This window comes from Burkholderia sp. SJZ089 (genome assembly GCF_007828315.1).
Classification (GTDB): Bacteria; Pseudomonadota; Gammaproteobacteria; order Burkholderiales; family Burkholderiaceae; genus Burkholderia; species Burkholderia gladioli.
Window position 1 is genome coordinate 472,545 of record NZ_VIUM01000003.1, and the last position, 26,250, is coordinate 498,794.

Consider the following 26,250-nt stretch of genomic DNA (forward strand, 5'->3'; position numbering starts at 1 on the left):
GGCGATCATGGAAAGCCAGAAGCAATTCGAAGGCGCGCCGCAGGGCGCGGTGGCCGAGGCGAACGATTTCGCGGCGCTGCTGAACAAGGAGTTCAAGCCCAAGAACGAGCGCGCCAAGGAGGAAGTGGAAGCCGCGGTGCGCACGCTCGCCGAGCAGGTGCTGCGCGATTCGAACGTGGTCTCGGACGACGTCACGCAGACCATCAACGCCTACGTGGCCGAGATCGACCGCAAGCTCAGCGAGCAGTTGAACCACGTGCTGCACCACGCCGAATTCCAGAAGCTGGAAGGCGCCTGGCGTGGCCTGCATCACCTGGTCACCAATTCCGAAACGGATCCGATGCTGAAGATCCGCGTGATGAACATCTCGAAGAAGGAACTGGCCAAGAACCTCAAGCGCTTCAAGGGCGTGGCCTGGGACCAGAGCCCGGTGTTCAAGCGCGTCTACGAGGAAGAATACGGCCAGCTCGGCGGCGAGCCCTACGGCTGCCTGATCGGCGATTACTACTTCGACCACAGTCCTCAGGACGTCGAACTGCTGCGCGGCATCTCGCAGATCGCCGCGGCCTCGCACGCGCCCTTCATCTCGGCGGCCGATTCCAGCCTGCTCGGCATGGAGAACTGGAACGAGCTGGCGAACCCGCGCGACCTGTCGATGATCTTCACCACGCCCGACTACGCCGGCTGGCGCTCGCTGCGCGAGATGGACGACGCGCGCTACCTGGCGCTGACCATGCCGCGCACGCTGGCACGCCTGCCCTACGGCGCGAAGACGGACCCGGTGGAGGAATTCGATTTCGAGGAAGACACCGAAGGCGCCGACTCGGGCAAGTACACCTGGCAGAACGCGGCCTATTCGATGGCGGTCAACATCAATCGCTCGTTCAAGCTCTATGGCTGGTGCACGCGGATCCGCGGCGTGGAATCGGGCGGCGCGGTGGAGAACCTGCCGGTGCACACCTTCCCGAGCGACGACGGCGGCGTGGACATGAAGTGCCCGACCGAGATCGCGATCACCGACCGCCGCTCGGCCGAGCTCGACAAGATGGGCCTGATGCCGCTGGTGCATCGCAAGAACTCCGACGTGGCCGCCTTCATCGGCGCGCAGTCGGTGGCCAAGCCCGAGGAATACGACGATCCGGCCGCCACCGCCAACTCGAACCTGTCGGCGCGCCTGCCCTACATGTTCGCCTGCTGCCGCTTCGCGCACTACCTGAAGTGCATCGTGCGCGACAAGATCGGCTCGTTCAGCACGCGCGAGCAGATGGAGAACTGGCTGTCGAACTGGGTGATGAACTACGTCGACGGCGACCCGGTGAACTCCAGCGAGGAAACCAAGGCGCGCAAGCCGCTGGCGGCCGCTCAGGTGGTGGTGGAGGAAGTCGAGGACAACCCCGGCTACTACACCTCCAAGTTCTTCCTCAAGCCGCATTACCAGCTCGAAGGCCTGACGGTGTCGCTGCGCCTGGTCTCGCGCCTGCCCTCGGCACGCGCCGCATGAAACAGGGCCGCGCGCGCTCGACGCGCGCGGCCGATGGTACCCAGCCCTTACCGGGGCGAGGCGCCCCGGTTTACCCAGTTCGTCGGATCGGCGAGCACTTTACTAGCAAGCAGAGGTCATTATGGCATTCGACATGCACCTGAAATTCGGCTCCGGTTCGGTCACGATCCAGGGCGCGTCCAACCACTCGAAGCACAAGAACGAGGTGCCGATCATCGCCTGGTCGTGGGGCGTGAGCAACACCGGCAACCTGCACACCGGCGCCGGCTACGCTTCGGGCGGCAAGGCCAACATCCAGGACATCACGGTCACCAAGTACATCGACAGCTGCTCGAACGCGATCCTGAACGCCTGCTGTACCGGAGCGCGCGTCGACAACGCCTACCTGTACGTGACCAACGCCACCGGCCAGCAGACCGACTTCGTGACCATCGAGCTCAGCGAAGGCGTGCTGATCACCTCGGTGTCGACCGGCGGCACCGGCGGCGACGAGCGCCTGACCGAGAACATCACGCTGCACTTCGGCAAGTTCAAGTACTCGTTCCAGCCGCAGGACGACGAGGGCAAGGCCAACGGCGGCACCAAGGATTTCACCTACGACATCCAGCAGGTCGCCAAGCAGTAAGCGCCTCATGCGCAACGGGGCTGGCACGGCCGGCCCCGCCCAACCCGCTTTGCCCCGTCCAACGGAACACCGACGTGAACCCAACCCTTGCCGACACCAGCCCGGCCGACGCCGCGGCGCTGCTTGCCCATGGACGCCTGGACGAGGCCCTGAGCGCCCTGTCCGCCGAGGTCCGCGGCCGACCCGCCGATGCCTCGCTGCGCGTGTTCCTGTTCCAGTTGCTCGCGCTGGTGGGCGAATGGGATCGCGCGGCCAACCAGTTGAAGATGGCGGCCGAACTCGACGAGCGGAACACGCTGATGTCGACCGCCTATGAATTCGCGCTGCGCGGCGAGCACGAGCGCGCGGCCGTGCTGGCCGGCGGCAAGTGCCCCGGCATCGCCGGCGAGCCGGCCACCTGGCACGCGCCGCTGATCCGCGCGCTGCACGCGCTGACCGAGAACCGCATCGACGAGACGCTGGCGCAGCGCGCGCTCGCCTTCGACACGGCCGAGACCGTGGCCGGCAGCATCGACGGCGAGCCCTTCGAGTGGATCGCCGACGCCGATCCGCGCTTCGGCCCCTGCCTGGAGCTGATCCTGAAGAGCGGCTACGTGTGGGCGCCGTTCTCGCAGTTGCGCTCGCTCGAGTTCGAGGCACCCAGCGACCTGCGCGACAAGGTCTGGGCACCGGTCAAGCTGACCTGGACGAGCGGCGCCGAATCGGTGGGCTTCGTACCCTGCCGCTACGCCGGCAGCGAGCGCTCCGGCATCGCCGACCTGGCGCTGGCCGCGGGCACCTCCTGGGTCGAGCACGGCGAGGACTGCTTCACCGGCCGCGGCCAGCGCATGCTGGTGACCGATCGCGCCGAGTATCCGCTGCTCGACGTGCGCTCGATCACCTTCGGCGCGCGCTGAGGGGCCCGCCGCGATGGCCGAACTGACCCCGCAGGAGCGCCTGCAGCCCTCGCTGCTCGACCGGCTGACCGACCTGGCACCGCACGAGCCCGAGGAGAGCCGCGAGGCGCGCGTGATCACGGCCGCGAAGCTGCGCGAGTGCGTGACGCGCGATATCGCCGCGCTGCTGAACTGCACGCGCCAGTGGGAGGACGAGGACCTGCCCGGCCTCGAGCAGGTCGGCAACTCGGTGCTCAACTTCGGGATTCCCGACCTGGCCGGCAGCGCGCTGTCGGGCATCGACGCGGGCGAGCTGCAGAGCCGCATCCGCGCCGCGCTGCTCGACTTCGAGCCGCGCCTGATCGCCGATACCGTGCAGGTCAGCGTCAGCACCGACGCCTCGCGCATGGACAGCCGCTCGCTGTCGTTCCGCATCGATGCCGAGATGTGGGCCCAGCCGATGCCGCTCGGCCTCTACCTGCGCACCGACGTCGACCTCGAAACCGGCGAGTTCCGCGTCTCGCCCCTGTTCGGCTGAAGCCCCATGGATCCCCGCCTGCTTCGTTACTACAACCGCGAGCTCCAGCACGTGCGCGAGATGGGCGCTGAGTTCGCGAGCGCCTACCCGAAGATCGCCGGCCGCCTCGGCATGGAAGGCTTCGAGTGCGCCGACCCTTACGTCGAACGCCTGCTGGAGGGTTTCGCCTTCCTCGCCGCGCGCGTGCAGCTCAAGCTCGACGCGCAGTACCCGGTGTTCACCCAGCACCTGCTGGAGATGGTGTACCCGCATTACCTGTCGCCGATCCCGTCGATGGCGGTGGTGCAGCTGCATCCCGACACGGCCGAGGACCTGCCGCCGGCCGGCCACGCGGTGGCGCGGCACACGGTGCTGCGCAGCCTGACCGGCTTCGGCGAGCGCACCGCCTGCGAATACCGCACCGCGCACGAGGTCAGGCTCTGGCCGCTGGAGCTGGCCGAGGCGCGCTACTTCGACACGCCGGCCGCGCTGGCCGCGGCGGGCCTGGTACCGCCGCCGGGGCGCGCCGCGCGTGCCGGGCTGCGGCTGCGGTTTCGCACCCTGGCGGGTGCCGAGGCGAAGATGCTCGCGCTCGACACGCTGCCAGTCTACCTCGCTGGCGCCGACGAGCTGCCGGCCCTGCTCTACGAGCAACTGCTGGCCAACGGCCTGGGCTACACGGTGCGCACCGCCTCGGCCAGCGAGGGCGAATTCGTCGAGCTGCATCACGAGCGGGCCGCGTTACGCGCCAGCGGCTTCGACGAGGAGCAGGCGATGCTGCCCTACGGCAGCCGCTCGTTCAGCGGCTACCGGCTGCTGCAGGAATACTTCGCCTGCCCCGAGCGCTTCCGCTTCGTCGAATTCACCGGCCTGCGCGCGCTGCTGGCTCGCGCGCGCGGCAAGGCGTTCGAGATCGTGGTGTGGCTCGACCGCAGCGTGGCGCGCCTGCACAACGCGATCGACGCCGGCAATTTCAGGCTGTTCTGCACGCCGGCGGCCAACCTGTTCGAGCGGCGCGCCGATCGCATCCACCTGCAGGGCGGGCGCACCGAATATCACATCCTCGGCGACCGCACGCGGCCGATGGACTTCGAGGTGCACAGCGTGCTGGAAGTGCAGGGCTACGGCGATCGCCAGGAACCCGAGCAGCGCTTCCTGCCGTTCTACGACAGCAATTCGCGCAACTGGCACGGCGGCCAGGCGGCCTTCTACACGCTGCGTCGCGAGCCGCGCCTGCTCTCCACGCGGCAGAAGCAGAACGGCGCGCGCTCCAGCTACGTGGGCAGCGAGACCTTCATCGCGCTGGTGGACGGCAAGGATGCGCCTTACGCCACCTCGCTGCGCCAGCTCGGCCTGCGCCTGCTCTGCACCAATCGCGACCTGCCGCTGCACATGCCGGTGGGCAAGTCCTATACCGATTTCACGCTCGACACCGACGCGCCGGTGGCCTCGATCCGCTGCGTGGCGGGCCCGACCCGGCCGCGCGCGCCGGTCGCCACCGGCGAGACCGCCTGGCGGCTGATCAGCCATCTGCAGCTGAACTACCTGTCGCTGCTGGAGGACGAGGGCGAGCAGGGCGCGGCCTCGCTGCGCGAGATGCTGGGCCTCTACCACGACGAATTCGACGCGGCCGCGCGCCGCCAGGTCGAGGGCATCCGCCAGGCCTCGGCGCGGCCGGTGACGCGCCGCGTGCCGGTGCCGGGCCCGATCACCTACGGGCGCGGCCTGGAGATCACCCTGACCTGCGCAGACTCGGCCTTCGAGGGCAGCAGCGCCTTCCTGCTGGGTTCGGTGCTGCAGCATTTCCTGGCGCGCTACGTCTCGCTGAACGCCTTCACCGAGACCGTGCTGCGCACCCAAGAACGCAACGAGGTGGCCCGATGGCCCGCAACGCCCGGCAAGCGCCCGATCCTGTAGCGCTGGAGGCGGCGCTGCGCGAGCGGCCGTTCGACTTCGAATTCTTCGAGGCGATGCGGCGGCTCGAATGCGCCTACCCGGCCCGCCCGCGCCTGGGCCACTCGACCAAGCCGGCCGAGGACCCGGTGCGGCTCGCGCACGCGGCCACGCTGGAATTCCCGGCGCGCAGCATCGAGCGTTTCGAGCCCGGCACGGGCGGCGCGCCGGGGCGGCTCCACGGGCTGTTCCTGGGCCTGTTCGGGCCGCAGGGGCCGCTGCCGCTGCACCTCACCGAACACGCGGTGGACCGCGAGCGCAATGCCAAGGACCCCACGCTGACGGCCTTCGCCGACGTGTTCCATCACCGCATGCTGAGCCTGTTCTACCGCGCCTGGGCCGATGCGCAGCCCACCGTGCAGTACGACCGGCCCGAGAGCGACCGCTTTCGCACCTATGTCGGCGCGCTGATCGGCATCGCCACGCCGCGCTTGCAGGACCGCGACGCGCTGCCGGACCAGTTCAAGCGCTTCTTCGCCGGGCGGCTGGTGCCGCAGGCGCGCAATGCCGAGGGCCTGCGCGGCCTGCTGGAGCACTACTTCGGCGTGCCGGTGCAGGTGCTCGAATTTGTGGTCGGCTGGATGACCCTGCCCGAGGACGCGCATCTGCGCATGGGCGGCGCGATGGCCTCGATGGGCCGCAACGCCACGCTGGGCGCCCAGGTGCGCGGCGCGCAGCAGCGCTTCCGGCTGCGCATCGGCCCGCTCGGGCTGGCCGAGTTCAACCGCTTCCTGCCCGGCGGCGAGGCGCTGCGCGAGCTGACGGCCGCCGTCAAGCTCTACGCGGGCGAGGAAAAGGGCTGGGATGTGCAGCTCGTGCTGAAGAAGGAGGAGGTGCCCGCCAGCCACCTCGGGCAGGCGGGCCGCATGGGTTTCAACACCTGGATGGGGCGCTACGCCAAGCCGGCCGATGCCGACCAGGTGGTGCTGACGCCGGTGGCCTAGCGCGGCGCACGCAGCACGGCGCGACGCGCCTTTCATTTCGAACCGGTGGCCGCCGTTGGCCCGGCGCCGCCTCACTGACTACAGGATGGACATCATGGCCGAGATCAGTCGCGGCGCCTTGTTCGGCAAGCTCAACGCGATCGCCTACCGGGGTATCGAAAGCGCCACCGTGTTCTGCAAGCTGCGCGGCAACCCCAACGTGGAGCTGGTGCACTGGATCCACCAGATCCTGCAGGCGCAGGATTCCGACCTGCATCGCATCGTGCGCCACTTCGGGCTCAACCCCTCGAACCTGGCGCGCGACGTGACGGCCGCGCTGGAGCGCCTGCCGCGCGGCAGCACCACCATCTCCGACCTGTCCTCCGAGGTGGAGGAGGCGGTCGAGCGCGGCTGGGTGTTCGCCACCCTGATGTTCGGCGAGGCCCAGGTGCGCACCGGCTACCTGCTGGTCGGCCTGCTGCGCACGCGCCATCTGCGCCACGCGCTGCAGGCGGTCTCGGCCGAGTTCGGCAAGCTCAGGCCCGAGACGCTGGCCGACGAGTTCGCCGCGATCGTGGCCGGCTCGCCCGAGGACAGCCTGGGCGCCACCGACGGCTTCCGCGCCGACGCAGTGGGCGCAGCGGGCGCGGCGGGGGCCGCGCCGGGCGAGGCCAGCGGCGCGCTGGCGCCGGCCCAGATGGGCCGCCAGCAGGCCCTGCAGCAGTTCACCGTGGATCTCACCGCGCAGGCGCGCGAGGGGCGCATCGATCCGATCGTCGGCCGCGACGGCGAGATCCGGCAAGTGGTCGACATCCTGATGCGGCGCCGCCAGAACAACCCGATGCTGGTGGGCGAGGCCGGCGTGGGCAAGACCGCCGTGGTGGAGGGCTTCGCGCTGCGCATCGCGCGCGGCGACGTGCCGCCCGCGCTCAAGGACGTACAGGTGCGCACGCTCGACATCGGCCTGCTGCAGGCCGGCGCGAGCATGAAGGGCGAGTTCGAGAACCGCCTGCGCCAGGTGATCGACGAGGTGCAGGCCTCGCCGCGCCCGGTGATCCTGTTCATCGACGAGGCGCACACGCTGGTGGGCGCGGGCGGCGCGGCCGGCACCGGCGACGCGGCCAACCTGCTCAAGCCGGCCCTGGCGCGCGGCAACCTGCGCACCATCGGTGCCACCACCTGGGCCGAGTACCGCAAGCACATCGAGAAGGACCCGGCGCTCACGCGGCGCTTCCAGACCGTGCCGGTGGACGAGCCCGACGAGGCCAAGGCGGTCCTGATGATGCGCGGCGTGGCCAGCGTGATGGAGCGCCACCACCGCGTGCAGGTGCTCGACGAGGCGCTGGAGGCCGCCGTCAAGCTCTCGCATCGCTACATCCCGGCACGCCAGTTGCCCGACAAGTCGGTCAGCCTGCTCGACACCGCCTGCGCGCGCGTGGCGATCAGCCAGCACGCGGTGCCGGCCGAGATCGACGACACCCTCAAGCGCATCGAGGCGCTCGAGACCGAGCAGGCCATCATCGCGCGCGAGCGGCAGATCGGCATCGAGGTGGAGGCCCGCGAGACGCAGGCGGCCACCGCGCTGGCGGCGCAGCGCGCGCGGCTTGCCACGCTGGAGGCCGCCTGGGCCGCCGAGAAGGCGCTGGTGGAGCGGATCCTCTCGTTGCGCGCGCAACTGCGCGGCGAGCTGCAGCCGGTGGACGGCACCGGCAGCCTCGGCGCGCCCGAGGCCGGCGCCATCGATGTCGAGGCCGCGCCGCCAGCGCTCGAGCCCGCCGTCGACGGCGCGGCGCCCGCCATGCTCGACGAAGCCGCGCGCGCGGCCGTGCTGGCCGAGCTGCGTGCCTTGCAGGCCGAGCTTGCCGAGCTGCAGGGCGAGAGCCCGCTGATCCTGCCGAGCGTCGACTACCAGGCGGTCGCCTCGGTGGTGGCCGACTGGACCGGCATCCCGGTGGGCCGCATGCTGCGCAGCGAACTGCAGACCGTGATGAACCTCGCGAACCTGATGTGCGAGCGCGTGATCGGCCAGGACCATGCGATGGAGGCGATCGCCAAGCGGATCCAGACCTCGCGCGCCGGGCTCGACAATCCCGACCGGCCGATCGGCGTGTTCATGCTGGCCGGCACCTCGGGCGTGGGCAAGACCGAGACCGCGCTGGCGCTGGCCGAGGCCTTGTACGGCGGCGAGCACAACCTGATCACCATCAACATGAGCGAGTTCCAGGAGGCGCATACCGTCTCCACGCTCAAGGGCGCGCCGCCGGGCTACGTCGGTTACGGCGAGGGCGGCGTGCTGACCGAGGCGGTGCGCCGCAAGCCGTATTCGGTGGTGTTGCTCGACGAGGTCGAGAAGGCGCATCCGGACGTGCACGAGCTGTTCTTCCAGGTGTTCGACAAGGGCGTGATGGAGGACGGCGAGGGCCGCGCGATCAACTTCCGCAACACGCTGATCCTGCTGACCACCAATATCGGCACCGAGCTGATCGCCGGCCTGTGCCGCGATCCGGAGCTGATGCCCGATGCCGAGGGCCTCGCCAAGGCGCTGCGCGAGCCGCTCCTGAAGGCCTTCCCGCCCGCGCTGCTGGGCCGCCTGGTGGCGATCCCGTATTTCCCGCTCAGCGCCGAGATGCTGGGGCGCATCGTGAGGCTGCAACTGGAGCGCATCCGCCGCCGGGTCGAGGCGCGCTACCGCGTGCCCTTCGACTACGACGATGCCGTGGTGCAACTGGTGGTGGGCCGCTGCACCGAGAGCGAATCGGGCGGCCGCATGATCGACGCGATCCTGACCAACACCATGCTGCCCGCCGTCAGCCGCGAGTTCCTCACGCGCATGATCGACGGCGGCGAGGTGGCGCGCGTGAGCGTGGGCGTCGAGCACGGCGATTTCGCCTATCGCTTCGACATGCAGGCGCCGGTGCCGGGCGCGGTCGCCACGGAGGCGCTGGCCTTGCCCCAGGCTTGAACGCGGGGCTGCCGCCGCGCGCGGGACGGGCGGCGGAATAAACCGCCGGCCCTGCGCGTTTGGTTTCAGGGCGGGCTGCATCCAGTCCGCCGCCAGCCCGTACCAGGAGTTTCGACGTGAAGGCTATCCCCAAGCAGGTCCACATCATCTGGATCGGCGGCGACATTCCGGCGCGCAATCGCGCCTGCATCCAGACGTTCGTGCGCCAGAACCCCGACTGGACCATCAATCTGTGGTTCGACGCCAACCAGCTGCTGACCGGCGAGCGCCGCAGCGTGGTCAAGGAGCAGCTCGGCGGCACCGCCACGCCCGACGACTGGAAGGCGATGGCCGGGAATCTCGGCGCCGGCGGCGATACCGCCACCATCCAGTACCTGGCGATGCACTTCAACCAGCGCGGCGAGGTGCTGCGCGGCAAGCGCCTGGCCCAGGTCAACGCGATCGCGAGTTTCTGCGCGACCAACGGCATCAAGCTGCGCGAGGTGCAGCGCGACCTGAAGATGGGCAAGAACGCGGCGATCTACCAGCGGGAACTGGTCGATCGCGGCGCGAACTTCGGCGCGGCGAGCGACGTGCTGCGTATCGAGATCCTGCTCCAGGAAGGCGGCCTCTATGTCGATACCGACGTCGACTGCGTGGCGCCGCTGGGCTCGCTGATCTGCCACCAGTCCTATCCGCGCTTCTCGGCCGTCAGCCATCTGTGGAGGAACGGCATCTCGGAGAGCGAATGGAAGGACGATAGCTGGTGGGCCCGCAATTTCTCCGGCCAGACGCCGCCGCCGGTCAGCAATTCGATCATCGCCAGCCATGCCGGCTGCAAGGGCCTGAAGTCCTATCGCCAACTGATCAACGCGAATTTCACCTCGATGCGTACCAGCGAGCAGATGCAGGATTTGTATTTCAACGACGTGCGCACCAGCACGATCCGCATGACCGGGCCGAGCGTGGCCAGCAAGAGCAGCGGCTTCGAGGCGGCGCGCAGCGCGACGGTCACGCCGAAGTCGGGCGACGCGGTCACCCAGTTCAGCGACGAGCGCAAGCTGGAGATGCGCGATCACTGGTATTTCCCGATGTACTGCGTGCAGGACAAGTACTTCCACGACTGGCTGCAATAAGGCCAGGCACATCCAACCCGAACGGAAACCATCATGGCCAAGGGCAACCACGTCTTCAATGCGTTCGACAAGGTGATCGCCAGCGTCTACTACAGCGTGGTCGGCCACGACGAAGCAGCGCGCAAGGAGGATATGAACCTGATCGGCGGCGCGGGCGGCGATACCGATGCTGCCCGGCAGAAGGCCAGCGAGGCCGAGGCAATGATGCGCAAGCGCTTCGTCACCTCCTATCCGATCTATCGCGAGATCCTGGATCGCGACGAGATGAAATGGCTCCATGCCACGCAGGACGATCATCCCGTGATTCCGAACGATGCGAACTCGCGCAGCTTCGGCGAGGAATCGACGCGCTTCGGCGCCGAGGTGGTCGATTGGGCCACGGGCGTCAGCAACGCGGACGTGATGGTGCGCTGGCGGCAACTGGTCAACCTCGGCGTCGACCAGCAGGCTCAGGAAAACTACGTGAAGGAAGGGTCGAGCCAGCCCGGCACGCCGAACAGCGAGGATGCGCGCCGCGCGCGCTGCGGCAAGATCAACGAATTCGTGAAGGGCGATCTGACCGGCAAGGTGCGCCACCTGCTGCTGGCGATCCGCTTCGACCTGAAGACGCTGAAGAAGATCAAATACGACCCGAAGCTATCGACCGACTGGAAGGCGCTGCTGAGCGAGGGGCGGGCATGAAGGGCGCCGCGCGCCTCGCGCAGTCGTTGCAGCAAGCGATGACGGCGCACCGCGACGGCCAGCTCGACACCGCCGAGCCGCTCTACCGCCGCGTGCTGAAGCTGCAGCACGCGCATCCCGACGCGCTGCACTACCTCGGCGTGCTGCTGCACCAGCGCGGGCGCGGCGACGAGGCTGTGATCCTGCTCGACCGCGCGCTCAGGCTCACGCCGCTGCATGCCGACGCGCATTGCAACCTCGGCAACATCCACAAGGAGCACGCGCGCCACGCCGAGGCCGAGGCCTGCTATCGCCGCGCCCTCGCGCTGGCGCCGGACCATCCGCAGGCGCTCGGCAATCTCGCCATCGTGCTGGAGGCGCTGGAGCGCGTGGATGAGGCGCGCGAAGCCTACCAGGCCTGGCTCGCGAGGATGCCGGCCGATGCGCGCGGGCATTACCAGTTCGGCCGCTTCCTGTGCAGCCATCCGCGCGAGTGCGCCGACGTCGAGCAGGCCGTCGAGCACTTTCGCGGCGCCTTCGCGCTCGATGCCGGCCAACTGCGCGTGCTCGAGGCGCTCGGCATGGCGCTTTACGGCCTGGAGCGGATCGAGGAAGCGGCGGCCGTCTATCGCGACTGGGCCGCGCGCGAGCAGGACAATCCGATCCCGCGCCACATGCTGGCCGCCTGCGGCGCGGCCGAGGCGCCCGCGCGCGCCGGCGACGACTACGTGCGCGAGCTGTTCGACGGCTTCGCCGCCAGCTTCGACGAGCAACTGGTGAAGAACCTCGGTTATCGCGCGCCGCAGGCGTTGATCGACGTGCTGGCGCCGGTGCTGGCGATGAAGCATGAAGGCGAGCGCGAGGGCGAGGCCGCCGGGCTCGACATCCTCGACGCCGGCTGCGGCACCGGCCTGTGCGGGCCGCTGTTGCGCGCTCATGCCCGCGAACTGAGCGGCGTCGACCTCTCGGAAGGCATGCTCGACCAGGCGCGCCGGCGCGGCGGCTACGACAGGCTGGTCAACGCCGAGCTGACGGCCTTCCTGCAGGCGCATCCGCAAAGCTGGGACCTGATCGTCTCGGCCGACACGCTGGTGTATTTCGGCGCGCTGGAAGCGCTGCTCGCGGCCGCGCACGCGGCCCTGCGCCCCGGCGGCCATTTCGCGTTCAGCGTCGAGACCCTGCCCGGCGAGGCGGCCGGCCATGCGCTGTCGCCGAGCGGCCGTTATCGGCACGGCCGCGCCTACCTCGATGCCGTGCTCGCCGGGGCCGGCTTCGTCGAGGTGCATTTCGAGGCCAAGGCCCTGCGCCGCGAAGCCGGCCGCTGGGTCGACGGCGGCGTGGTTCGCGCGCGCCGCGCGCACTGAGCCGGCCGCCGCGCGTCACGCTCGCGTCATCGCGCGCACCAAAAACGTGCGCCATGGCGTACCGCCCTGTCTGTCGTCGCGAATTTTTTCCCTGGCCGATGAAGGAATAGATCGCGGTGGCCGGGCGTTCTGCTTGTCGAAGGGCGTGCAAATCGCGCCTGCGAATCATGCAAGCAGCAGGAACGGGAGGGCGAACGATGCAGGCAGACGAATTTGACAAGGGATGCAGGACGCTGGACGCGTCGAGCCGCGCGCGTGCCGCGCATCGGCAACGGCGCGAGGCCGCCAGCGATGCCGTGCACGCGAGCCCGGATGCGGGCCCGGCCCATCCCGAGCGTGCCGCGGCGGCCAGCCGCCTGCCGTCGTGCCGCCCGCCGTGCCTCGCGCACGCGCTCGAACGCGTCGAACCCGATGCCTAGCCGACCCGCCCCCTAACGAGGAAACGCAGATCACGTCATGGCTCACGCAATCACGCTCAGCTCCAATCTCGGCAGCAGCCTGCTGTTCTCGAACCTCAGCGCCGAGGAAGCGCTCGGCCGCCTGTTCACCTACCGGCTCGAGGCGATCAGCAAGAACGCCTCGGCCGACCTGCGCGCGCTGCTCGGCACGCCGATGACGGTCAAGCTGGTGAGCCCGCAGGGCTACACGCGCTATTTCAACGGCATCGTGCGCGATGCGGAGCAGGGCGGCTTCGTCAATATCGACGGCGTGCGCTACGCGGTCTATGGCTTCACCCTGGTGCCCAAGCCCTGGCTCTCGACGCGCCGTCGCGACTGCCGCATCTATCGCGGCATGACGGTGCCGCAGATCGTGCAGTCGGTGCTCAACGACGTGGGCTACAGCGACGTGAAGCCGAGCCTGAGCGGCAGCTACCCGGCGCGCGAATACTGCGTGCAGTACCGCGAGAGCGATTTCGACTTCATCAGCCGGCTGATGGAACAGGAAGGCATCTACTACTTCTTCACGCATGCCGAGGGCAGCCACACCATGGTGCTGGCCGACGCGCTCGGCGCGCACACCACGGTGCCGAGCTTCGAGCAGATCCCCTATGCGCCGCCCACCGAGCGCGGCAAGCGCATGAAGGCCTCGATCAGCGACTGGCAAACCTCGCGCGAGGTCAACACCACGCGCGTGCAGCTCGACGACTACGACTACCTGAAGCCGAAGGCCTCGCTGCTGGCCTCCGAGGAACTCACCGACCAGGCCGACGCGACCAGCGTCGGCGGCCTGGAGGTGTACGACTGGTCCTACGAATACGTCGGCTACGACCAGAAGCAGTCGGACGGCCAGCGTTACGCGCAGGTGCGCGCCGATGCGCTGAACGTGCCGCTGCTGCTCAGCCGGGGCAGCACCGATGCCTGCGGCCTGGCCACCGGCGTGCTGTTCCGCCTCAAGGATTTCCCGCTGGCCGACGCGAACCAGGAATACCTCGTCACCGAGACCGAGATCCGGCTGGTCGAGCCCGACTACGTGAGCGGCGGCGGCATCGACGACGACGAGGAGCCGTTTCGCTGCAGCTTCAAGGCGATCCGCGGCCGCCAGCCGTTCCGTACCGCGCAGACCACCCCGAGGCCGCGCATCGCCGGGCTGCAGACGGCGGTGGTGTATGGCGACACGCCCGAGGACATCGCGGTCGACAAATACGGCCGCGTGCAGGTGACGTTTTTCTGGAGCCGCCCCGGCAAGCCGCATGCCGACAATTCCTGCCCGGTGCGGGTGGCCCAGCTGTGGGCCGGCAAGCGCTGGGGCGCGCAGTTCATTCCGCGCGTCGGGCAGGAGGTGGTGGTCAGCTTCCTGGACGGCAATCCGGACCGGCCGCTGATCATCGGCAGCGTCTACAACGCCGACAACATGCCGCCCTACAGCCTGCCCGACAACAAGACCCAGAGCGGCGTGAAGAGCCGCAGCCACCAGGGCGGCGGCAGCGAGGACTACAACGAGATCCGCTTCGAGGACCGCAAGGGCGCCGAGCAGGTGCTGGTGCATGCGCAGAAGGACCTGCGCGAGGAATCCGAGCACGACCACGACGTGCAGGTGGGCCACAACTACACGCTGACGGCCGGCAACCAGATCCGCCTGGTCACCGGGCTGGCCAGCATCACCATGAAGAGCTCGGGCGAGATCGATATCCAGGGCACCAACCTGACCATCAACGGCGAGATGAACGTGACCCTGATGTCGGGCATCGCGATGGAGATCAACTCCAAGGCGAACCTGAACATGAGTTCGATCGCGGCGATGGAGATCCTCTCCGAGGCCGATTGCCTGATCCAGTCGACCAACCTGCAGTTGATCGGCACGGCCACGGCCGTCCTGGGCGGCGACATGCCGATGATCCTGTGAGCGCGATTCTCGACGCCGCCCGCCAGATGCGCCTGGCCGCGCCCGCGATGGCGCGCCTGGACGCGGCGATGAGCCCGCACGCGGCGGTGCGCGCGCTGCTCGACGCGGGCCTCGCGGCCGATGCGCTGAGCCTGCTCGCGCGCCTGCTGCCGCATCGCTACGCGGTGGCCTGGGTGTGCCAGTGCGGGCGCGGCGAGACGCTCGCGGCGCCCGACCAGGCCGGCCTCGCGCTGGCCGAGGCCTGGGTGCGCGACCCGGCCGAGGCGCATCGCGCCGACGCCGCGGCCTTCGCCGCCGAGCATCGCTACCGCGGCATCGGCGCCTGGGCCGCCGCCGCCGCCGGCTGGACCGGCGGCAACCTGAACCCGCGTGCCGAGCGGCCCACGCCGCCGCCCGCGCATCTGTGCGCGATCGCGGCGATGGCCGCCCTCAACTACCTCGCCGCGCTGGTGCCGGCGCGATTCGACGCGCGACGCCTGACGTACGTGCGCGACGCGCTGGGCCTGCTCGGCACGCCCAACGGACCCGATGGAGGACCTCGATGAGCACCGAACCGAGCCTGACCCTGGCGGTGCAGGGTGAACGCGCCGAGCGCCTCGCGCAGCGCGAGCAACGCTTCGACCGTCGCGACGGCAGCATCGGCCGCGCCGACGATTGCGACTGGGTGCTCGGCGCCGAGGGCGTGTCGCGGCTGCATGCGCTGATCCGCTACCTGAACGGGCTCTACTTCGTCGAGGACCGCAGCACCAACGGCATGCTGCTGAACGGCGCGCCGCTGCGCAAGGGCGACCCGGCCGCGCTGCGCGACGGCGACCGCCTGCAGATCGACACCTTCGAGATCGCGGTGCGGCTCGGCGGGGAGACCGGCGGCAACTGGCAGGCGCGGACCGATCGCGCGCCGACGGCACCGGTTTCGACGTCGACGCCGCGGGTTCCGCCGGTGCCGGCCGTGCCGGCAGCCGGCGCGGCCGCGCTGTCGTCATCGTCGTCATCGTCGTCGGCCGAGAACCGCGAGCCGCTCGATCTCGGCGCGCTGCTTTCGCCGCGCCCGCTCGATGCGCAGGGCGATGCGGGCCGTCCCGACGGCCTGATCCCCGGCGCGCGCGATGCGGCCGTGCCGGGTTCGAGTCTCGATCCGCTCGCGCTGTTCGATGCCCCCTCGTCCTATTACGACGAGGCGCCGGGCGCGGTGCCGGCCGACCAGGGCTGGAACCACACGCCGTCGCCCTCGGATCGATTCCGCCCGCCCCGGGTGGCGGGCGCGCGCCCGGCCGGCGCCTTGCTGCCCGACGATTGGGACGCCACCGGCAGCCGCTTCACGCCGCCGGCCGCGCCGTCCGCTCGCCAGTGGGACGATTCGCTGCTCGCGCCCGCGTCGAATGCCGCGCCGGCGATTCCGCCCGCTGCTTCGGGCGAGGACGATTCCTTGCTGGCGCCCGCGCCGCTGCGTGCCGCCGAGTCCGCGCCTGCGATGCAGTCGAGCGCCTCGCACCAGGACGACGCGCGGCCGGGTTCGAGCCCGGCGCGGGCGGCCGGTGCCGCGCCGGTGATTCCGCCGTCGGCCTCGCGCGAGGACGATTCGCTGCTGGGCTCGGTCCCCGCGCGTGCGGCTGGTGCTGCTCCGGTGCCGCCGTCGTCGGCCCGGTATCAGAACGATTCGTCGTCGGACGCGATTCCGGTGCGCGCGGCGGAGCCGTCGCCGTCGCGTCCGGACGACTCGCTGCCGCGCCCGGCGACTGTCGCGCCGGCCGCCCCGCAGCATGACGATGCGCTGCCGGACCTGATCCCGGCGCGCGCGGCCGATGCCGCGCCGGTGCTTCGGTCGTCTGCGCTGCAGCATGACGATTCGCTGCTGGCCCCGATCCCGGCACATGCCGCCGAGGTGCCGCCGCTCGCGCCGGCCAACCCGGCCGCGCGCGATCAAGCCGCCCCGTCCGCCGCGCGGGCCTCGGCCGCCGACGCCGCGCCGTCCACGCGTTCCCCGGCCACCGCCGCGGAATCGGCGGCGCCGGTGGCGCGGCCCGTGGCCTTCGGCGCGGCCGAAGCCTCGCCCCGCTCGCAGGCGGCATCGCCCGCCGAACCGGCCGGCGCCGACCTCACGGCGATGTTCGAGATCGCCGTCGACGCGATGATGGACGTGCTGCGCGCGCGCGCCGAGCTGAAGAACAGCTTCCGCCTGCCGGCCACGCTGATCCAGCGCTCCGAGAACAACCCGCTGAAGTTCGCGCCCACCGCGCGCGAGGCCGTGCGTCGCCTGCTCGCGCCGCCCGACAGCGGCTTCCTGGCCGGCAGCGCGGCGCTGGCCGACGCGGCCGACGACATCCGCAACCACCAGATGGCGATGCTGGCCGGCGTGCGCTCGGCCTTCGAGTCCCTGCTCGCGCAGTTCGATCCGGCGCGCATCGAGCAGGAGTCCGAAGGCGGCGGGCGGCGGCTCTCGTTGGGCGGCAACCGCCCGCGCCACTGGGAGCGCTACAAGGAGCAGTTCGAGGCGCTCACGCGCAATCCCGACGAATGCTTCCGGCGCCTGTTCGGCGACGAATTCGCGCGCGCCTACGAGGAACAACTGGCGCGCCTGAAGCAGCGCCGCCCCTGAGACGAACCGGCTTGCCGCCGCCCGACGCGACGCGCCCGACATGAAGAACTCTTGATCGACGATCCGATATGACCCAGAGCAATAAAGTGGTATGGAGCGAGGGCCTGTTCCTGCGGCCCCAGCACATGCAGCAGCAGGAGCGCTACCTGGAGCGCTACGTGGAGCTGCGCGCCGGCGCGCTGCGTCCGCACGCGTGGGGCTTCCAGGAGCTCGAGCTGGAGAGCGACCTGCTCGCGATCGGCAAGCTCGGCATCAAGCGCGCGCGCGGCGTGTTCCCCGACGGCACGCCGTTCGCGATGCCCGGCGACGATCCGCTGCCGCCGCCGCTCGACATCGAATCGAACTGGCGCGACCAGGTGGTGCACCTGACCTTGCCGCTGCGCTCGGCCACCCAGCCCGACAGCGCCTGGCCCGGCGCCGATGGCGACCAGTTGTATCGCTACCGGGTGCGCGAGGCCGAGGTGCGCGACGCCTCGGGCAGCATGGAAGGGCTGACCGCGCTGGAGGTGGCCGGCATGAGCGCGCGCCTGGTGCCCGAGGCGCAGCCCACCGAGGGCCTGATGCGGATCCCGGTGGCGCGCGTGGTGGAGTGCCGTGCCGATCGCCGCGTGGTGCTCGACGAGGGCTTCATGCCCAGCGCGCTGAACACCGAGGCGGCCGCGCGGCTGGTGACCTTCCTCTCCGAGCTGCTGGGCCTGCTGCACCAGCGCGGCGAGGCGCTGGCCGGGCGCGTGGCCGAGACCGATCGCGGCGGCGCGGCCGAGATCGCCGACTTCCTGATGCTGCAGGTGATCAACCGCTACCAGCCGCTGGTGGCGCACCTGGCCGCCGCGCCGCTGCTGCATCCCGAGGCGCTCTACCAGTTGCTGATCGAGCTGGCCGGCGAGCTGGCCACCTTCACGGCGCCGGGCAAGCGCGCGCAGGCCTTCCCGCCGTATCGCCACGAGATGCTGCGCGAGAGCTTCGAGCCGGTGATCGTGGCGCTGCGCATCGCGCTGAGCGCGGTGCTCGAGCAGAGCGCCGTGCCGATCCCGCTGCAGCAGCGCAAGTACGGCGTGTGGGTGGGCGTGGTGCCCGACCTCACGCTGCTCGACACCGCCACCTTCGTGCTGGCCGCCAAGGCCGACATGAAGGCCGAGGACATGCGCCGGCAATTGCCGACGCAGTCGAAGATCGGCCCGGTCGAGAAGATCCGCGACCTGGTCAACCTGCAACTGCCCGGCATCGGCGTCTCGCCGATGGCCGTCGCCCCGCGCCAGCTTCCCTACACCTCCGGCTTCCTCTACTTCGAATGCGACCGCAATTCGTCGATGTGGCGGATGCTGAAGACCTCGGGCGGCATCGCCATGCACTTCGGCAGCGGCTTCGCGGGCCTCGACCTGCAATTCTGGGCGGTGCGCACATGAGCGAGGACAACCGCAGGGACGATCGCGCGTCGCGCGTCGATGCCACCGTGCTGCGCCCGCAAGGCAGCAGCGGCTCGGGTTCCGGCGCCGACGACGCGACCCGCATCATGGCGCCGCGCGCGACCGGCGTCGATGCCGGCGCGACGGTGATCTCCGGCGGCGCTTATGCGGCGGCGGCCGGGCAGGGCGGCGCGCGTTCCGCCCCGCGCCCCGCGCTGCGCGCCGAGCTCGGCGAGTTCATGAGCGGCGTGGCCAATCCGCTGGTGCGCGCGGCCAATCCGCTGCTGCTGCTGACCGTGCAGCTTCGCCACAGCGTCGCGCCGCCGGCCGACGTGGCGCGCCTGCGCGAGCAGGCGGTGGCCCAGGTGCACAGCTTCGAGAGCTACGCGCAGGGCGCCGGCATCAACACCCAGACCATCATGGCCGCGCGCTACGTGCTCTGCACCATGCTCGACGAGTCCGTCAACAACGCGCCCTGGGGCGAGCTGAGCGGCTGGGCGCAGAAGACCCTGCTGGTCACCTTCCACGGCGAGACCTACGGCGGCGCGAAGTTCTTCCAGATCCTCGATCGCCTGAGCGTCGACTTCTCGCGTCATCTCGACCTGATCGAGCTGATGTACATCTGCCTGGCGCTCGGCTTCGGCGGGCGCTACCTGGTCGAGCCGGGCGGCCTGGGGCGCCTGGCCGACATCCAGGACGACCTGTACCGCCGTATCCGCGGCCTGCGCGAGGCGCCGGCCGCCGAGCTCGCGCCGCACTGGCGCGGCGTGGAGGATCGCCGCAACCCGGTGATGCGCCACGTGCCGCTGTGGGTGGCGATGGCCGCCGCCGCGGTGATCCTGCTGGCCAGCTTCCTCTACTTCTTCACGCGCCTGAACGGCCTGGTGGAGCCGGTCAGCGCGCAGCTTGCCGCGATCGGCCTGCAGGACGTGCCGCCGCCGCAGGCCAACGCCGCGCCCAAGCCGGCCGGCAAGCGCCTGAAGTCGCTGCTCGCGCCGCTCGAGCAGGCCGGCGCGCTGGCCGTCGACGAGCAGCCCGACGGCCGCGCCACGGTGCGCCTGGCCGCGGGCCTGCTGTTCCCCTCGGGCGGCGCCGACATCGCACCGGCCGAGGTGCCGCTGCTGCGCCAGGTGGCGGCCGCGCTGAACCAGGTGAAGGGCCGCGTGATCGTGGTCGGCCATACCGACGACCAGCCGATCCGCTCGCTGAAGTTCAAGGACAACTTCGCGCTGTCCACGGCGCGCGCCCAGAACACGCTGGCGATCCTGGCCCAGGGCCTGGACGATCCGCGCCGCCTGGAAGCGAACGGCGCCGGCTCCTCGCAGCCGATCGCCACGCCGCCGAGCCTGCCGGAGAACCGGGCGCGCAATCGCCGCGTGGAAATCCTCTACATCCCGGAGAACTGAACCCATGAACCTGCTGAAAACCTGGGTGCGGTCCCGGTGGTTCGCCTCGGCGGTCGGCCTCGCGCTGATCGCCGTGCTGATCTGGCTCGGCGGCCCCTATCTCGGCCTCGGCGATCGCCAGCCGCTGGCCAGCCCCGCCGCGCGCCTGGCGCTGATCCTCGCGCTGGTGCTGGCCTGGCTGGTGGTGCTGCTGGTGCTGCAATGGCGCGCCCAGCGCAAGACCGCGCGCCTGTCCGGCGAGCTGGCCGGGCAGGAGGCGAAGCTGGCCGCCGAGGAGCCGGGCAGCGCCGAGCGCGCCGCCTTGCAGCAGCGCTTTCGCGAGGCGATCGACACGCTGCGCCGCACGCGCCGCAACGGCCGCAATCTCTACGCGCTGCCCTGGTACGTGGTGATCGGGCCGCCGGGCTCGGGCAAGAGCACCCTGCTGCAGAATTCCGGGCTCGATTTCCCGCTGTCCGAGCGCTTCGGCAACAAGGCGCTGCGCGGCATCGGCGGCACGCGCGACTGCGACTGGTGGTTCACCGACGAGGCCGTGTTCCTCGACACCGCCGGGCGCTACACCACGCAGGATTCCGACGCGGCCGCCGACGCCTCGGCCTGGCAGGCCTTCCTGACCCTGCTGCGCCGCTATCGCCGCCGCCGGCCGCTGAACGGCGTGATCGTGACGATGAGCGTGTCGGACCTGCTGAGCTTCGACGAAACCGCGCGCCAGCAGCACATGCGCGCGGTGCGCCGGCGCCTGGACGAACTCACGCAATACCTGAAGGTGCCGGTGCCGGTCTACCTGGTGTTCACCAAGAGCGACCTGGTGGCGGGCTTCGGCGAGTTCTTCGACGACCTCGGCCCCGAGCTGCGCGCCCAGGTCTGGGGCATGACCTTCCCGCTCGAGGCCAGCCTCGACGGCACCGCCTGCAGCCGCTTCGCGGGCGAATACGACCTGCTGCTGGAGCGCCTCAACACGCGCCTGCTCGAGCGCCTGCACGCCGAGCGCGACCGTGGCCGGCGCGCCGCCGTGCTGAGCTTTCCGCAGCAGCTCGGCGCGTTCCGCGAGATCGCGCGGCAGTTCGTGGAAGGCACCTTCGGGCGCAACGAATACGGCACGCCGCCGCTGTTGCGCGGCGCCTACCTCAGCTCGGGCACGCAGGAAGGCGCGCCGATCGATCGCATGCTCGGCGCGGTGGCGCGCACCTTCGGCGTCGATGCCGCGCGCGTGCAGCCCGGCACCAGCCAGCGCCGCACCTTCTTCGTCGAGCGCCTGCTCAAGGAGGTGCTGTTCCGCGAATCGGGCCTGGCCGGCACCAACCCGCGCCTGGAGCGCCAGAAGCTGCTGGTCCAGATCGCCGCCTATGCCGGCATCACCCTGTTCACGGTGCTGATGGTGGCCGGCTTCGCCACCAGCTACGCGCGCAACCGTGCCTACGTGGCCGAGGTGCAGGACAGCCTGAAGGACCTGCCCGGCGCCGACACGCTGGCCGGGCAGCCCGACCTGCGCAGCTATTTCGCGCGCGCGCTGGCGCGGCTGGAGGTGATCTCGGACACGCAGGATTCGGCGGGCCGCTATCGCGATCATGTGCCGCTGCTGATGCGCTTCGGGCTGTTCCAGGGCCGGGCGCTGCATGCGCAGGCGCACGGCGCCTACCTGCGCGAGCTCGACGGCACCCTGCTGCCTGGCGTCGGCCTGCGTTTCCGCGAGGGGCTGACCGACAGCGCCAACGATCCGCAGACGCTGTACGGCTACCTGAAGGGCTACCTGATGCTCGGCGAGCCGCAGCACCTGGTGCCCGACGAGCTGGCCGCGCTGGCGCGCCAGGAATGGCAGCGCCTGTTCCCCGACGATCCGGCGATCCGCAAGGCGCTCGACAAGCACTTCACGGCGCGCGTCGAGGATCCGCAGAAGCCGCGCGCGCTGTCGCTCGACAGCGGCCTGGTGGACCAGGCCCGCGCCACGCTGAAGACGGCCGACCTCGCCACCCTGATCTACGGCAGCGTCAAGCTCGACGCCGATCGCTCCGGCGTCTCGCCGGTGCGGCTCGACGAATCGCTGGGCCTGCTCGGCAACGTGTTCCGTCGCAAGAGCGGCACGCCGCTCGCGCAGCCGCTGCCGGTGCTGTTCACGCGGCCGTATTTCGCCTACGAGGTGAACGGCGGGCTCGATCGCTCGGTGGACGGCTTCGTCAAGGACTACTGGGTGTTCGACACGGGCCGCGTCGATCCGCTGGCGCGCTCGCGTTACGCGCAGCAGGTGCTCACGCTCTACGAGCAGGACTACATCCGCAACTGGGACGGCCTGCTCGGCGATCTGCAGCTGCAGCCGGTGCTCAGCATCCAGGATGCCAGCGCGCTGGCCGCGAAGCTGTCGGGGCCGAGCTCGCCGCTCAAGGCGCTGCTGAACCTGGTGCGCGACAACACCAGCGACCTGCTGCGCAGCGGGCCCGCCGGCGCCAACGGCGCGAGCGGCGTGGCCGGTGTGGCGGGTGTCTCGGGCGCCGAGGCGGGCGAGCAGGCCAAGACCATCGGCGAGAACATCGCCGCGCGCCGCGCGCTCAACACCAGGCTGGCCGGCGAGCTGCGCACGGCCGGCGCGCCGCTGCCCTATGGCGTGACGCTGGCCTCGCGCAACCACGGCGGCGGCCAGGACGCGGGCAGCCAGCCGGGCGCGGCGATCGAGGCGCATTTCGCGCAGATCGACCAGTTGAGCCTGGGCTCGCCCGGCGCCACGCCGCTCGATCACACGATCGGCGTGCTCGACCAGCTCGGCAAGACCCTGCTGACCATGAACGACCTCAGCGACCCGAGCGCGCAGAACAACCCGGCCCTGCTGTCGGCGCGCCAGGAAGCGCAGCAACTGCCGCCGCAGGTGGCGGGGCTGATCTCGGGCCTGACCGGCAAGAGCGCCGACCTGGTGGCCAGCGGCGGCAGCGCCGCGCTGGCCGACCAGTTCCGCGCGGCGGCCGGCAACGACTGCGCGAGCTTCGTCGACGGCCGCTACCCGTTCGCCTCGGGCGGCGCCACCGACATCCCCCTGCAGAACTTCACCGAGCTGTTCGGCGGCGGCGGGCGCTTCGACGCCTTCTTCAAGTCGGCGCTGGCCGCGCGGGTCGACACCGGCGGCAGCGCCTGGCGCTGGAAGCCGAACCTGCCGCCGGGCCCGAGCGGCGTGCTGGCCGGCGCGCAACTGGCCGACGAGATCCGCCAGCTCTACTTCGGCGGCGGCGCCCAGGTGCACGTGGGCTTCACCCTGCTCGCGCCGCAGTTCGACACCGCGATCGCGCGCGTGGTGGTGGAGGTGGACGGCCAGAAGTACGACTTCACGGCCAATGCCGCCAGCGTGGCCTCCAGCTCGATGAGCTGGCCCGGCCCGCAGCCCGGCCATGTGGTGATCAGCGCCTTCGACGGCTCCAACCACCCGGTCGGCACGCCCTACAGGTTCGACGGCGACTGGTCGCTGTTCCATGCGCTCGACGCGGGGCGCCTGCAGAAGGAGGGCGAGCTGCGCTTCACGGCCAGCTACGATTTCGCCGGCCATCCCGTGAAGCTGACGATCCAGCCCGCCAGCCTGCGCAACCCCTTCCTCAATGACGCGGTGCGTCGCTTCAGGTGCCCGCGATGAGCGGCGGCGTGGGGTTCTACGGCAAGCTGCCGGGCGCCGGCGATTTCGTGAAGCGGCGCCTGCCGGTCGATTTCATCGAGGCCTGGGATCGGCATTTCCAGCGCGCGGTCGAGACCGGCCGGCGCGAGCTCGGCGAACGCTGGGGCGAGGCCTGGCGCAACGGCCCGGCCTGGCGTTTCGTGCTGCCGCCGCAGGTGTGCGGCAGCGGCGCTTGGTGCGGCCTGACCGGGCCCGCTGTCGACCGGCTCGGCCGCGCCTTCCCGATGGTGCTGGCCGCGCCCTGCACGGGCGACGTGGCGCGCATCCTCGGCAACAGCGACTGGTTCGACGCGCTCGAACGCGTCTGGCGCCAGGCGCAGCACGAGGCCGCCAGCGTCGAGACCTTCGACGCGCGGGTGGCCGTGCTGCCGCGGCCGCTGGCCGAGGCGGGCGATCTCTCGGCGCTGTGGCGCGGGCTGCCCTGGGACAGCGGGCAATGGCGGCTCGACATGTCGGGCGCGGCCGCCGCCGGCGTGATGCTGACCGAGGCCTGGCGCCAGCTGTGCCTGCGCCCCGGGCCCTGGTGCCTGTGGTGGACCGGCAACGCCACGCGCCTGTTCGCGACGCGCGGCCTGCCGCGCAGCCATGCGGTGCTGCTCGACGCGCCGCCGCCGGGCGAGGCCGCAAGCGTGGCTCGCCCGGGTGGGATCGCCGACGACATCGTCGATGCGTTCGATGCGTTCGATGCGTTCGATGCGTTCGATGCGTTCGATGCGTTCGATGCGATCGGTGCTGCGCCGGGGCTGGCGAATGCCGCCGCCGCCGAATCCTGGGCGCCGACGGGACCCGCGGCGCCGGCCGCGGTTGCGCCCGCGACGATCCACGAGGACTGGCTCGACGATGACGATGACGCCACCGTGGAGAGCGTCCGGCCGGCCGCCTCGCTGCCGCTTGGCTTGCCGCGCGCGCATGCCGAAGCGCTGGCCGATGGTTCGATCGGCGCGCAGGCGATCGAGGCGCCTTTCGCCGCGGATGCGGGACCAGGCACGGCGGCCCCGCTCGATGCGGATCATGGCGCCGACAGCGCCGCGATCTGGCTCGACGACGGCCGAACCCTGGTGCTCAGCGCCGACGACATGCCGCCCGACGGCACGCGCCGCCTGGCGGCGCGGAAGATCCGCGAAGCGGCCGCCGCCGGCGCCGCGGCGCCCGAGGCGATCCGCGCCGCGCTGCTGGGCGTGCACGCGCGCCTGCGCGAGGGCGGCGCGACGCGGGAGAACGGCGCCGCGCTGGTGGCCCGCTTCGACGGTGCCACGGCCCTGGTGCAGCGCTTCGGCGCCGCCGCCGTCTGGCATTGGCGGCAAGGCGTGCTGAGTGCGCCCTTCGTCGAGCGCGCGGCCGGCGCCGGCGGCGAATTCGACGACCTGCTGTTCGGCGACGCCTGGCTCGACATGCCGGGCATCGGCGCGGCCGGCGAGCCCGACTGCGAATCGGTCGCGATCCGTCTCGCGCCGGGCGACCGGCTGCTGTTGCTGGCCACGCGCGCCATGACGCAATTGCCGCGCGAGGCGCTGGCCGCGGCGCTGGCGCTGCCGGGCTGCGAGGCGGCGCGCGAGGCGCTGGCCGCGCACGCCGGGCTCGCCGGCGCCTCGGCCGGCTGGCCGCTCGCGGTGGTGGAGGTGCAGGCATGACCCATTCCTATGTTTCCGCCGGCCATACCGAGACCGGCAAGGTGCGACGCCGCAACGAGGACGCGATCCTGGTGCGCGACGACCTCGGCCTGTGGGTGGTGGCCGACGGCCTGGGCGGCCACGCGGCGGGCGACTACGCCAGCGCGCTGATCGTCGAGCGGCTCGGCGCGCTCACCCGCGACGGCGATGTTCATGAATTCGCGATCGCGGTCGAGGAGGCGCTGCAGCAGGTCAATCTCGAGCTGCGCGCCGAGGCGCTCGCGCGGCAGGTCGACGTGATCGGCTCGACCGTCGCGCTGCTGATCCACGATCCGGCCTTCGTGCTGTGCGGCTGGGTCGGCGACAGCCGCGTCTACGTCGGCGAGCAGGGCGGCTTCGCCCAGCTCACGCGCGACCACGTGCATGGCCAGCCGGTCGACATCACCCATGTACGCGGCCTGCCGGCGCCGCCCTCGGCCGGCGCCGGCGTGCTCACGCGCGCGGTCGGCGTGGAGGACGTGCTGTTCCTCGACTGGGCCGTGGCCGGCAGCCGGGCCGGCACCGAATTCCTGCTCTGCTCGGACGGCGTCAACAAGGAACTCGGCGACGAGGAACTCGCCGTGCTGTTCGGCGAGCCGGCCCCGCCCCGGCAGCGCGTCGATCGCCTGTTCGAACTGTCGATGTCGCGCCGCGCGCGCGACAACATCTCCGCCGTGATCGTGCGGCTCGAAGCTCCGTGAAAGAT

At 70.9% G+C, this 26,250-nt stretch carries 19 protein-coding genes; all 19 read left to right on the forward strand.

All coding sequences use genetic code 11. The annotated features are described in order from the left end of the window. Positions 1 to 7 precede the first annotated feature (7 nt). The 19 genes from tssC to FB600_RS08065 all read left to right on the forward strand — a co-directional run bounded on the left by tssC (position 8) and on the right by FB600_RS08065 (position 26,245). Positions 8 to 1,501 carry a type VI secretion system contractile sheath large subunit gene (gene tssC, locus FB600_RS07970; protein WP_025098239.1) on the forward strand — a complete coding sequence of 498 codons (1,494 nt, stop codon included), beginning with the start codon at positions 8 to 10 and terminating at the stop codon, positions 1,499 to 1,501. 133 nt (positions 1,502 to 1,634) lie between these two features. Further along, the gene (locus tag FB600_RS07975; RefSeq protein ID WP_226285078.1) at positions 1,635 to 2,126 is read left to right on the forward strand and encodes an Hcp family type VI secretion system effector; all 492 of its coding nucleotides are present in this window, start codon (positions 1,635 to 1,637) and stop codon (positions 2,124 to 2,126) included. Positions 2,127 to 2,200: 74 nt separating this feature from the next. Continuing rightward, positions 2,201 to 3,022, forward strand: a complete 822-nt coding sequence (locus tag FB600_RS07980) for a type VI secretion system accessory protein TagJ (protein WP_105849359.1) — start codon at positions 2,201 to 2,203, stop codon at positions 3,020 to 3,022. A 13-nt stretch (positions 3,023 to 3,035) separates the two neighbouring features. Next, a complete protein-coding gene (tssE, locus tag FB600_RS07985; protein WP_036033063.1) occupies positions 3,036 to 3,539 on the forward strand; it encodes a type VI secretion system baseplate subunit TssE in 504 nt (167 codons plus the stop codon). A gap of 6 nt (positions 3,540 to 3,545) precedes the next feature. Further along, a complete protein-coding gene (gene tssF, locus FB600_RS07990) occupies positions 3,546 to 5,435 on the forward strand; it encodes a type VI secretion system baseplate subunit TssF (RefSeq protein WP_145756491.1) in 1,890 nt (629 codons plus the stop codon). Beyond that, complete coding sequence (tssG, locus tag FB600_RS07995; protein WP_013689202.1) at positions 5,399 to 6,415, forward strand: type VI secretion system baseplate subunit TssG; 1,017 nt, start codon at positions 5,399 to 5,401, stop codon at positions 6,413 to 6,415. The genes tssF and tssG overlap by 37 nt, the downstream gene beginning before the upstream one ends. Positions 6,416 to 6,509: 94 nt before the next feature. After that, complete coding sequence (gene tssH / locus FB600_RS08000) at positions 6,510 to 9,356, forward strand: type VI secretion system ATPase TssH (protein ID WP_145756492.1); 2,847 nt, start codon at positions 6,510 to 6,512, stop codon at positions 9,354 to 9,356. A 116-nt stretch (positions 9,357 to 9,472) separates the two neighbouring features. Continuing rightward, positions 9,473 to 10,471 (forward strand): TcdA/TcdB catalytic glycosyltransferase domain-containing protein, encoded by a 999-nt coding sequence (locus FB600_RS08005; RefSeq protein ID WP_017921800.1) that lies wholly within the window; start codon positions 9,473 to 9,475, stop codon positions 10,469 to 10,471. Positions 10,472 to 10,504: 33 nt separating this feature from the next. Further along, positions 10,505 to 11,152 (forward strand): hypothetical protein, encoded by a 648-nt coding sequence (locus tag FB600_RS08010; protein ID WP_145756493.1) that lies wholly within the window; start codon positions 10,505 to 10,507, stop codon positions 11,150 to 11,152. Then, on the forward strand, positions 11,149 to 12,495 hold the full coding sequence (locus tag FB600_RS08015; protein ID WP_145756494.1) for a tetratricopeptide repeat protein: 1,347 nt from the start codon (positions 11,149 to 11,151) through the stop codon (positions 12,493 to 12,495). The genes FB600_RS08010 and FB600_RS08015 overlap by 4 nt, the downstream gene beginning before the upstream one ends. Positions 12,496 to 12,692: 197 nt before the next feature. Next, positions 12,693 to 12,914, forward strand: coding sequence for a hypothetical protein (locus tag FB600_RS08020; protein WP_036054682.1), 222 nt, complete (start codon positions 12,693 to 12,695; stop codon positions 12,912 to 12,914). Positions 12,915 to 12,951: 37 nt separating this feature from the next. Then, positions 12,952 to 14,838 carry a type VI secretion system tip protein TssI/VgrG gene (gene tssI / locus FB600_RS08025; RefSeq protein ID WP_145756495.1) on the forward strand — a complete coding sequence of 629 codons (1,887 nt, stop codon included), beginning with the start codon at positions 12,952 to 12,954 and terminating at the stop codon, positions 14,836 to 14,838. Then, positions 14,835 to 15,383 (forward strand): DUF6931 family protein, encoded by a 549-nt coding sequence (locus tag FB600_RS08030; protein ID WP_013689207.1) that lies wholly within the window; start codon positions 14,835 to 14,837, stop codon positions 15,381 to 15,383. Before tssI ends, FB600_RS08030 begins: the two co-directional genes overlap by 4 nt. Next, positions 15,380 to 17,434 carry a type VI secretion system-associated FHA domain protein TagH gene (gene tagH / locus FB600_RS37490; RefSeq protein WP_222432915.1) on the forward strand — a complete coding sequence of 685 codons (2,055 nt, stop codon included), beginning with the start codon at positions 15,380 to 15,382 and terminating at the stop codon, positions 17,432 to 17,434. Before FB600_RS08030 ends, tagH begins: the two co-directional genes overlap by 4 nt. A 68-nt stretch (positions 17,435 to 17,502) precedes the next feature. Beyond that, complete coding sequence (gene tssK / locus FB600_RS08045; RefSeq protein WP_036033054.1) at positions 17,503 to 18,840, forward strand: type VI secretion system baseplate subunit TssK; 1,338 nt, start codon at positions 17,503 to 17,505, stop codon at positions 18,838 to 18,840. Further along, positions 18,837 to 20,246, forward strand: coding sequence for a type IVB secretion system protein IcmH/DotU (icmH, locus tag FB600_RS08050; RefSeq protein WP_145756496.1), 1,410 nt, complete (start codon positions 18,837 to 18,839; stop codon positions 20,244 to 20,246). The genes tssK and icmH overlap by 4 nt, the downstream gene beginning before the upstream one ends. Positions 20,247 to 20,250: 4 nt before the next feature. Continuing rightward, a complete protein-coding gene (gene tssM, locus FB600_RS08055) occupies positions 20,251 to 23,856 on the forward strand; it encodes a type VI secretion system membrane subunit TssM (RefSeq protein WP_145756497.1) in 3,606 nt (1,201 codons plus the stop codon). Continuing rightward, positions 23,853 to 25,526, forward strand: coding sequence for a type VI secretion system-associated protein TagF (gene tagF, locus FB600_RS08060; protein ID WP_145756498.1), 1,674 nt, complete (start codon positions 23,853 to 23,855; stop codon positions 25,524 to 25,526). Before tssM ends, tagF begins: the two co-directional genes overlap by 4 nt. Beyond that, entirely contained in the window at positions 25,523 to 26,245 is a 723-nt protein-coding gene (locus FB600_RS08065) for a PP2C family protein-serine/threonine phosphatase (protein ID WP_060003990.1), read from the forward strand. Before tagF ends, FB600_RS08065 begins: the two co-directional genes overlap by 4 nt. Positions 26,246 to 26,250: the final 5 nt, after the last annotated feature.

Coding starts and splice junctions, on each gene's coding strand:
- tssK (WP_036033054.1), top strand. CDS start 17,503: ATGACCCAGAGCAATAAAGTGGTATGGAGCGAGGGCCTGTTCCTGCGG.
- tssG (WP_013689202.1), top strand. CDS start 5,399: ATGGCCCGCAACGCCCGGCAAGCGCCCGATCCTGTAGCGCTGGAGGCG.
- tagF (WP_145756498.1), top strand. CDS start 23,853: ATGAGCGGCGGCGTGGGGTTCTACGGCAAGCTGCCGGGCGCCGGCGAT.
- FB600_RS08015 (WP_145756494.1), top strand. CDS start 11,149: ATGAAGGGCGCCGCGCGCCTCGCGCAGTCGTTGCAGCAAGCGATGACG.
- tagH (WP_222432915.1), top strand. CDS start 15,380: ATGAGCACCGAACCGAGCCTGACCCTGGCGGTGCAGGGTGAACGCGCC.
- FB600_RS08010 (WP_145756493.1), top strand. CDS start 10,505: ATGGCCAAGGGCAACCACGTCTTCAATGCGTTCGACAAGGTGATCGCC.
- tssF (WP_145756491.1), top strand. CDS start 3,546: ATGGATCCCCGCCTGCTTCGTTACTACAACCGCGAGCTCCAGCACGTG.
- FB600_RS08020 (WP_036054682.1), top strand. CDS start 12,693: ATGCAGGCAGACGAATTTGACAAGGGATGCAGGACGCTGGACGCGTCG.
- tssM (WP_145756497.1), top strand. CDS start 20,251: ATGAACCTGCTGAAAACCTGGGTGCGGTCCCGGTGGTTCGCCTCGGCG.
- tssC (WP_025098239.1), top strand. CDS start 8: ATGGAAAGCCAGAAGCAATTCGAAGGCGCGCCGCAGGGCGCGGTGGCC.
- FB600_RS08065 (WP_060003990.1), top strand. CDS start 25,523: ATGACCCATTCCTATGTTTCCGCCGGCCATACCGAGACCGGCAAGGTG.
- tssH (WP_145756492.1), top strand. CDS start 6,510: ATGGCCGAGATCAGTCGCGGCGCCTTGTTCGGCAAGCTCAACGCGATC.
- icmH (WP_145756496.1), top strand. CDS start 18,837: ATGAGCGAGGACAACCGCAGGGACGATCGCGCGTCGCGCGTCGATGCC.
- tssI (WP_145756495.1), top strand. CDS start 12,952: ATGGCTCACGCAATCACGCTCAGCTCCAATCTCGGCAGCAGCCTGCTG.
- FB600_RS07975 (WP_226285078.1), top strand. CDS start 1,635: ATGCACCTGAAATTCGGCTCCGGTTCGGTCACGATCCAGGGCGCGTCC.
- tssE (WP_036033063.1), top strand. CDS start 3,036: ATGGCCGAACTGACCCCGCAGGAGCGCCTGCAGCCCTCGCTGCTCGAC.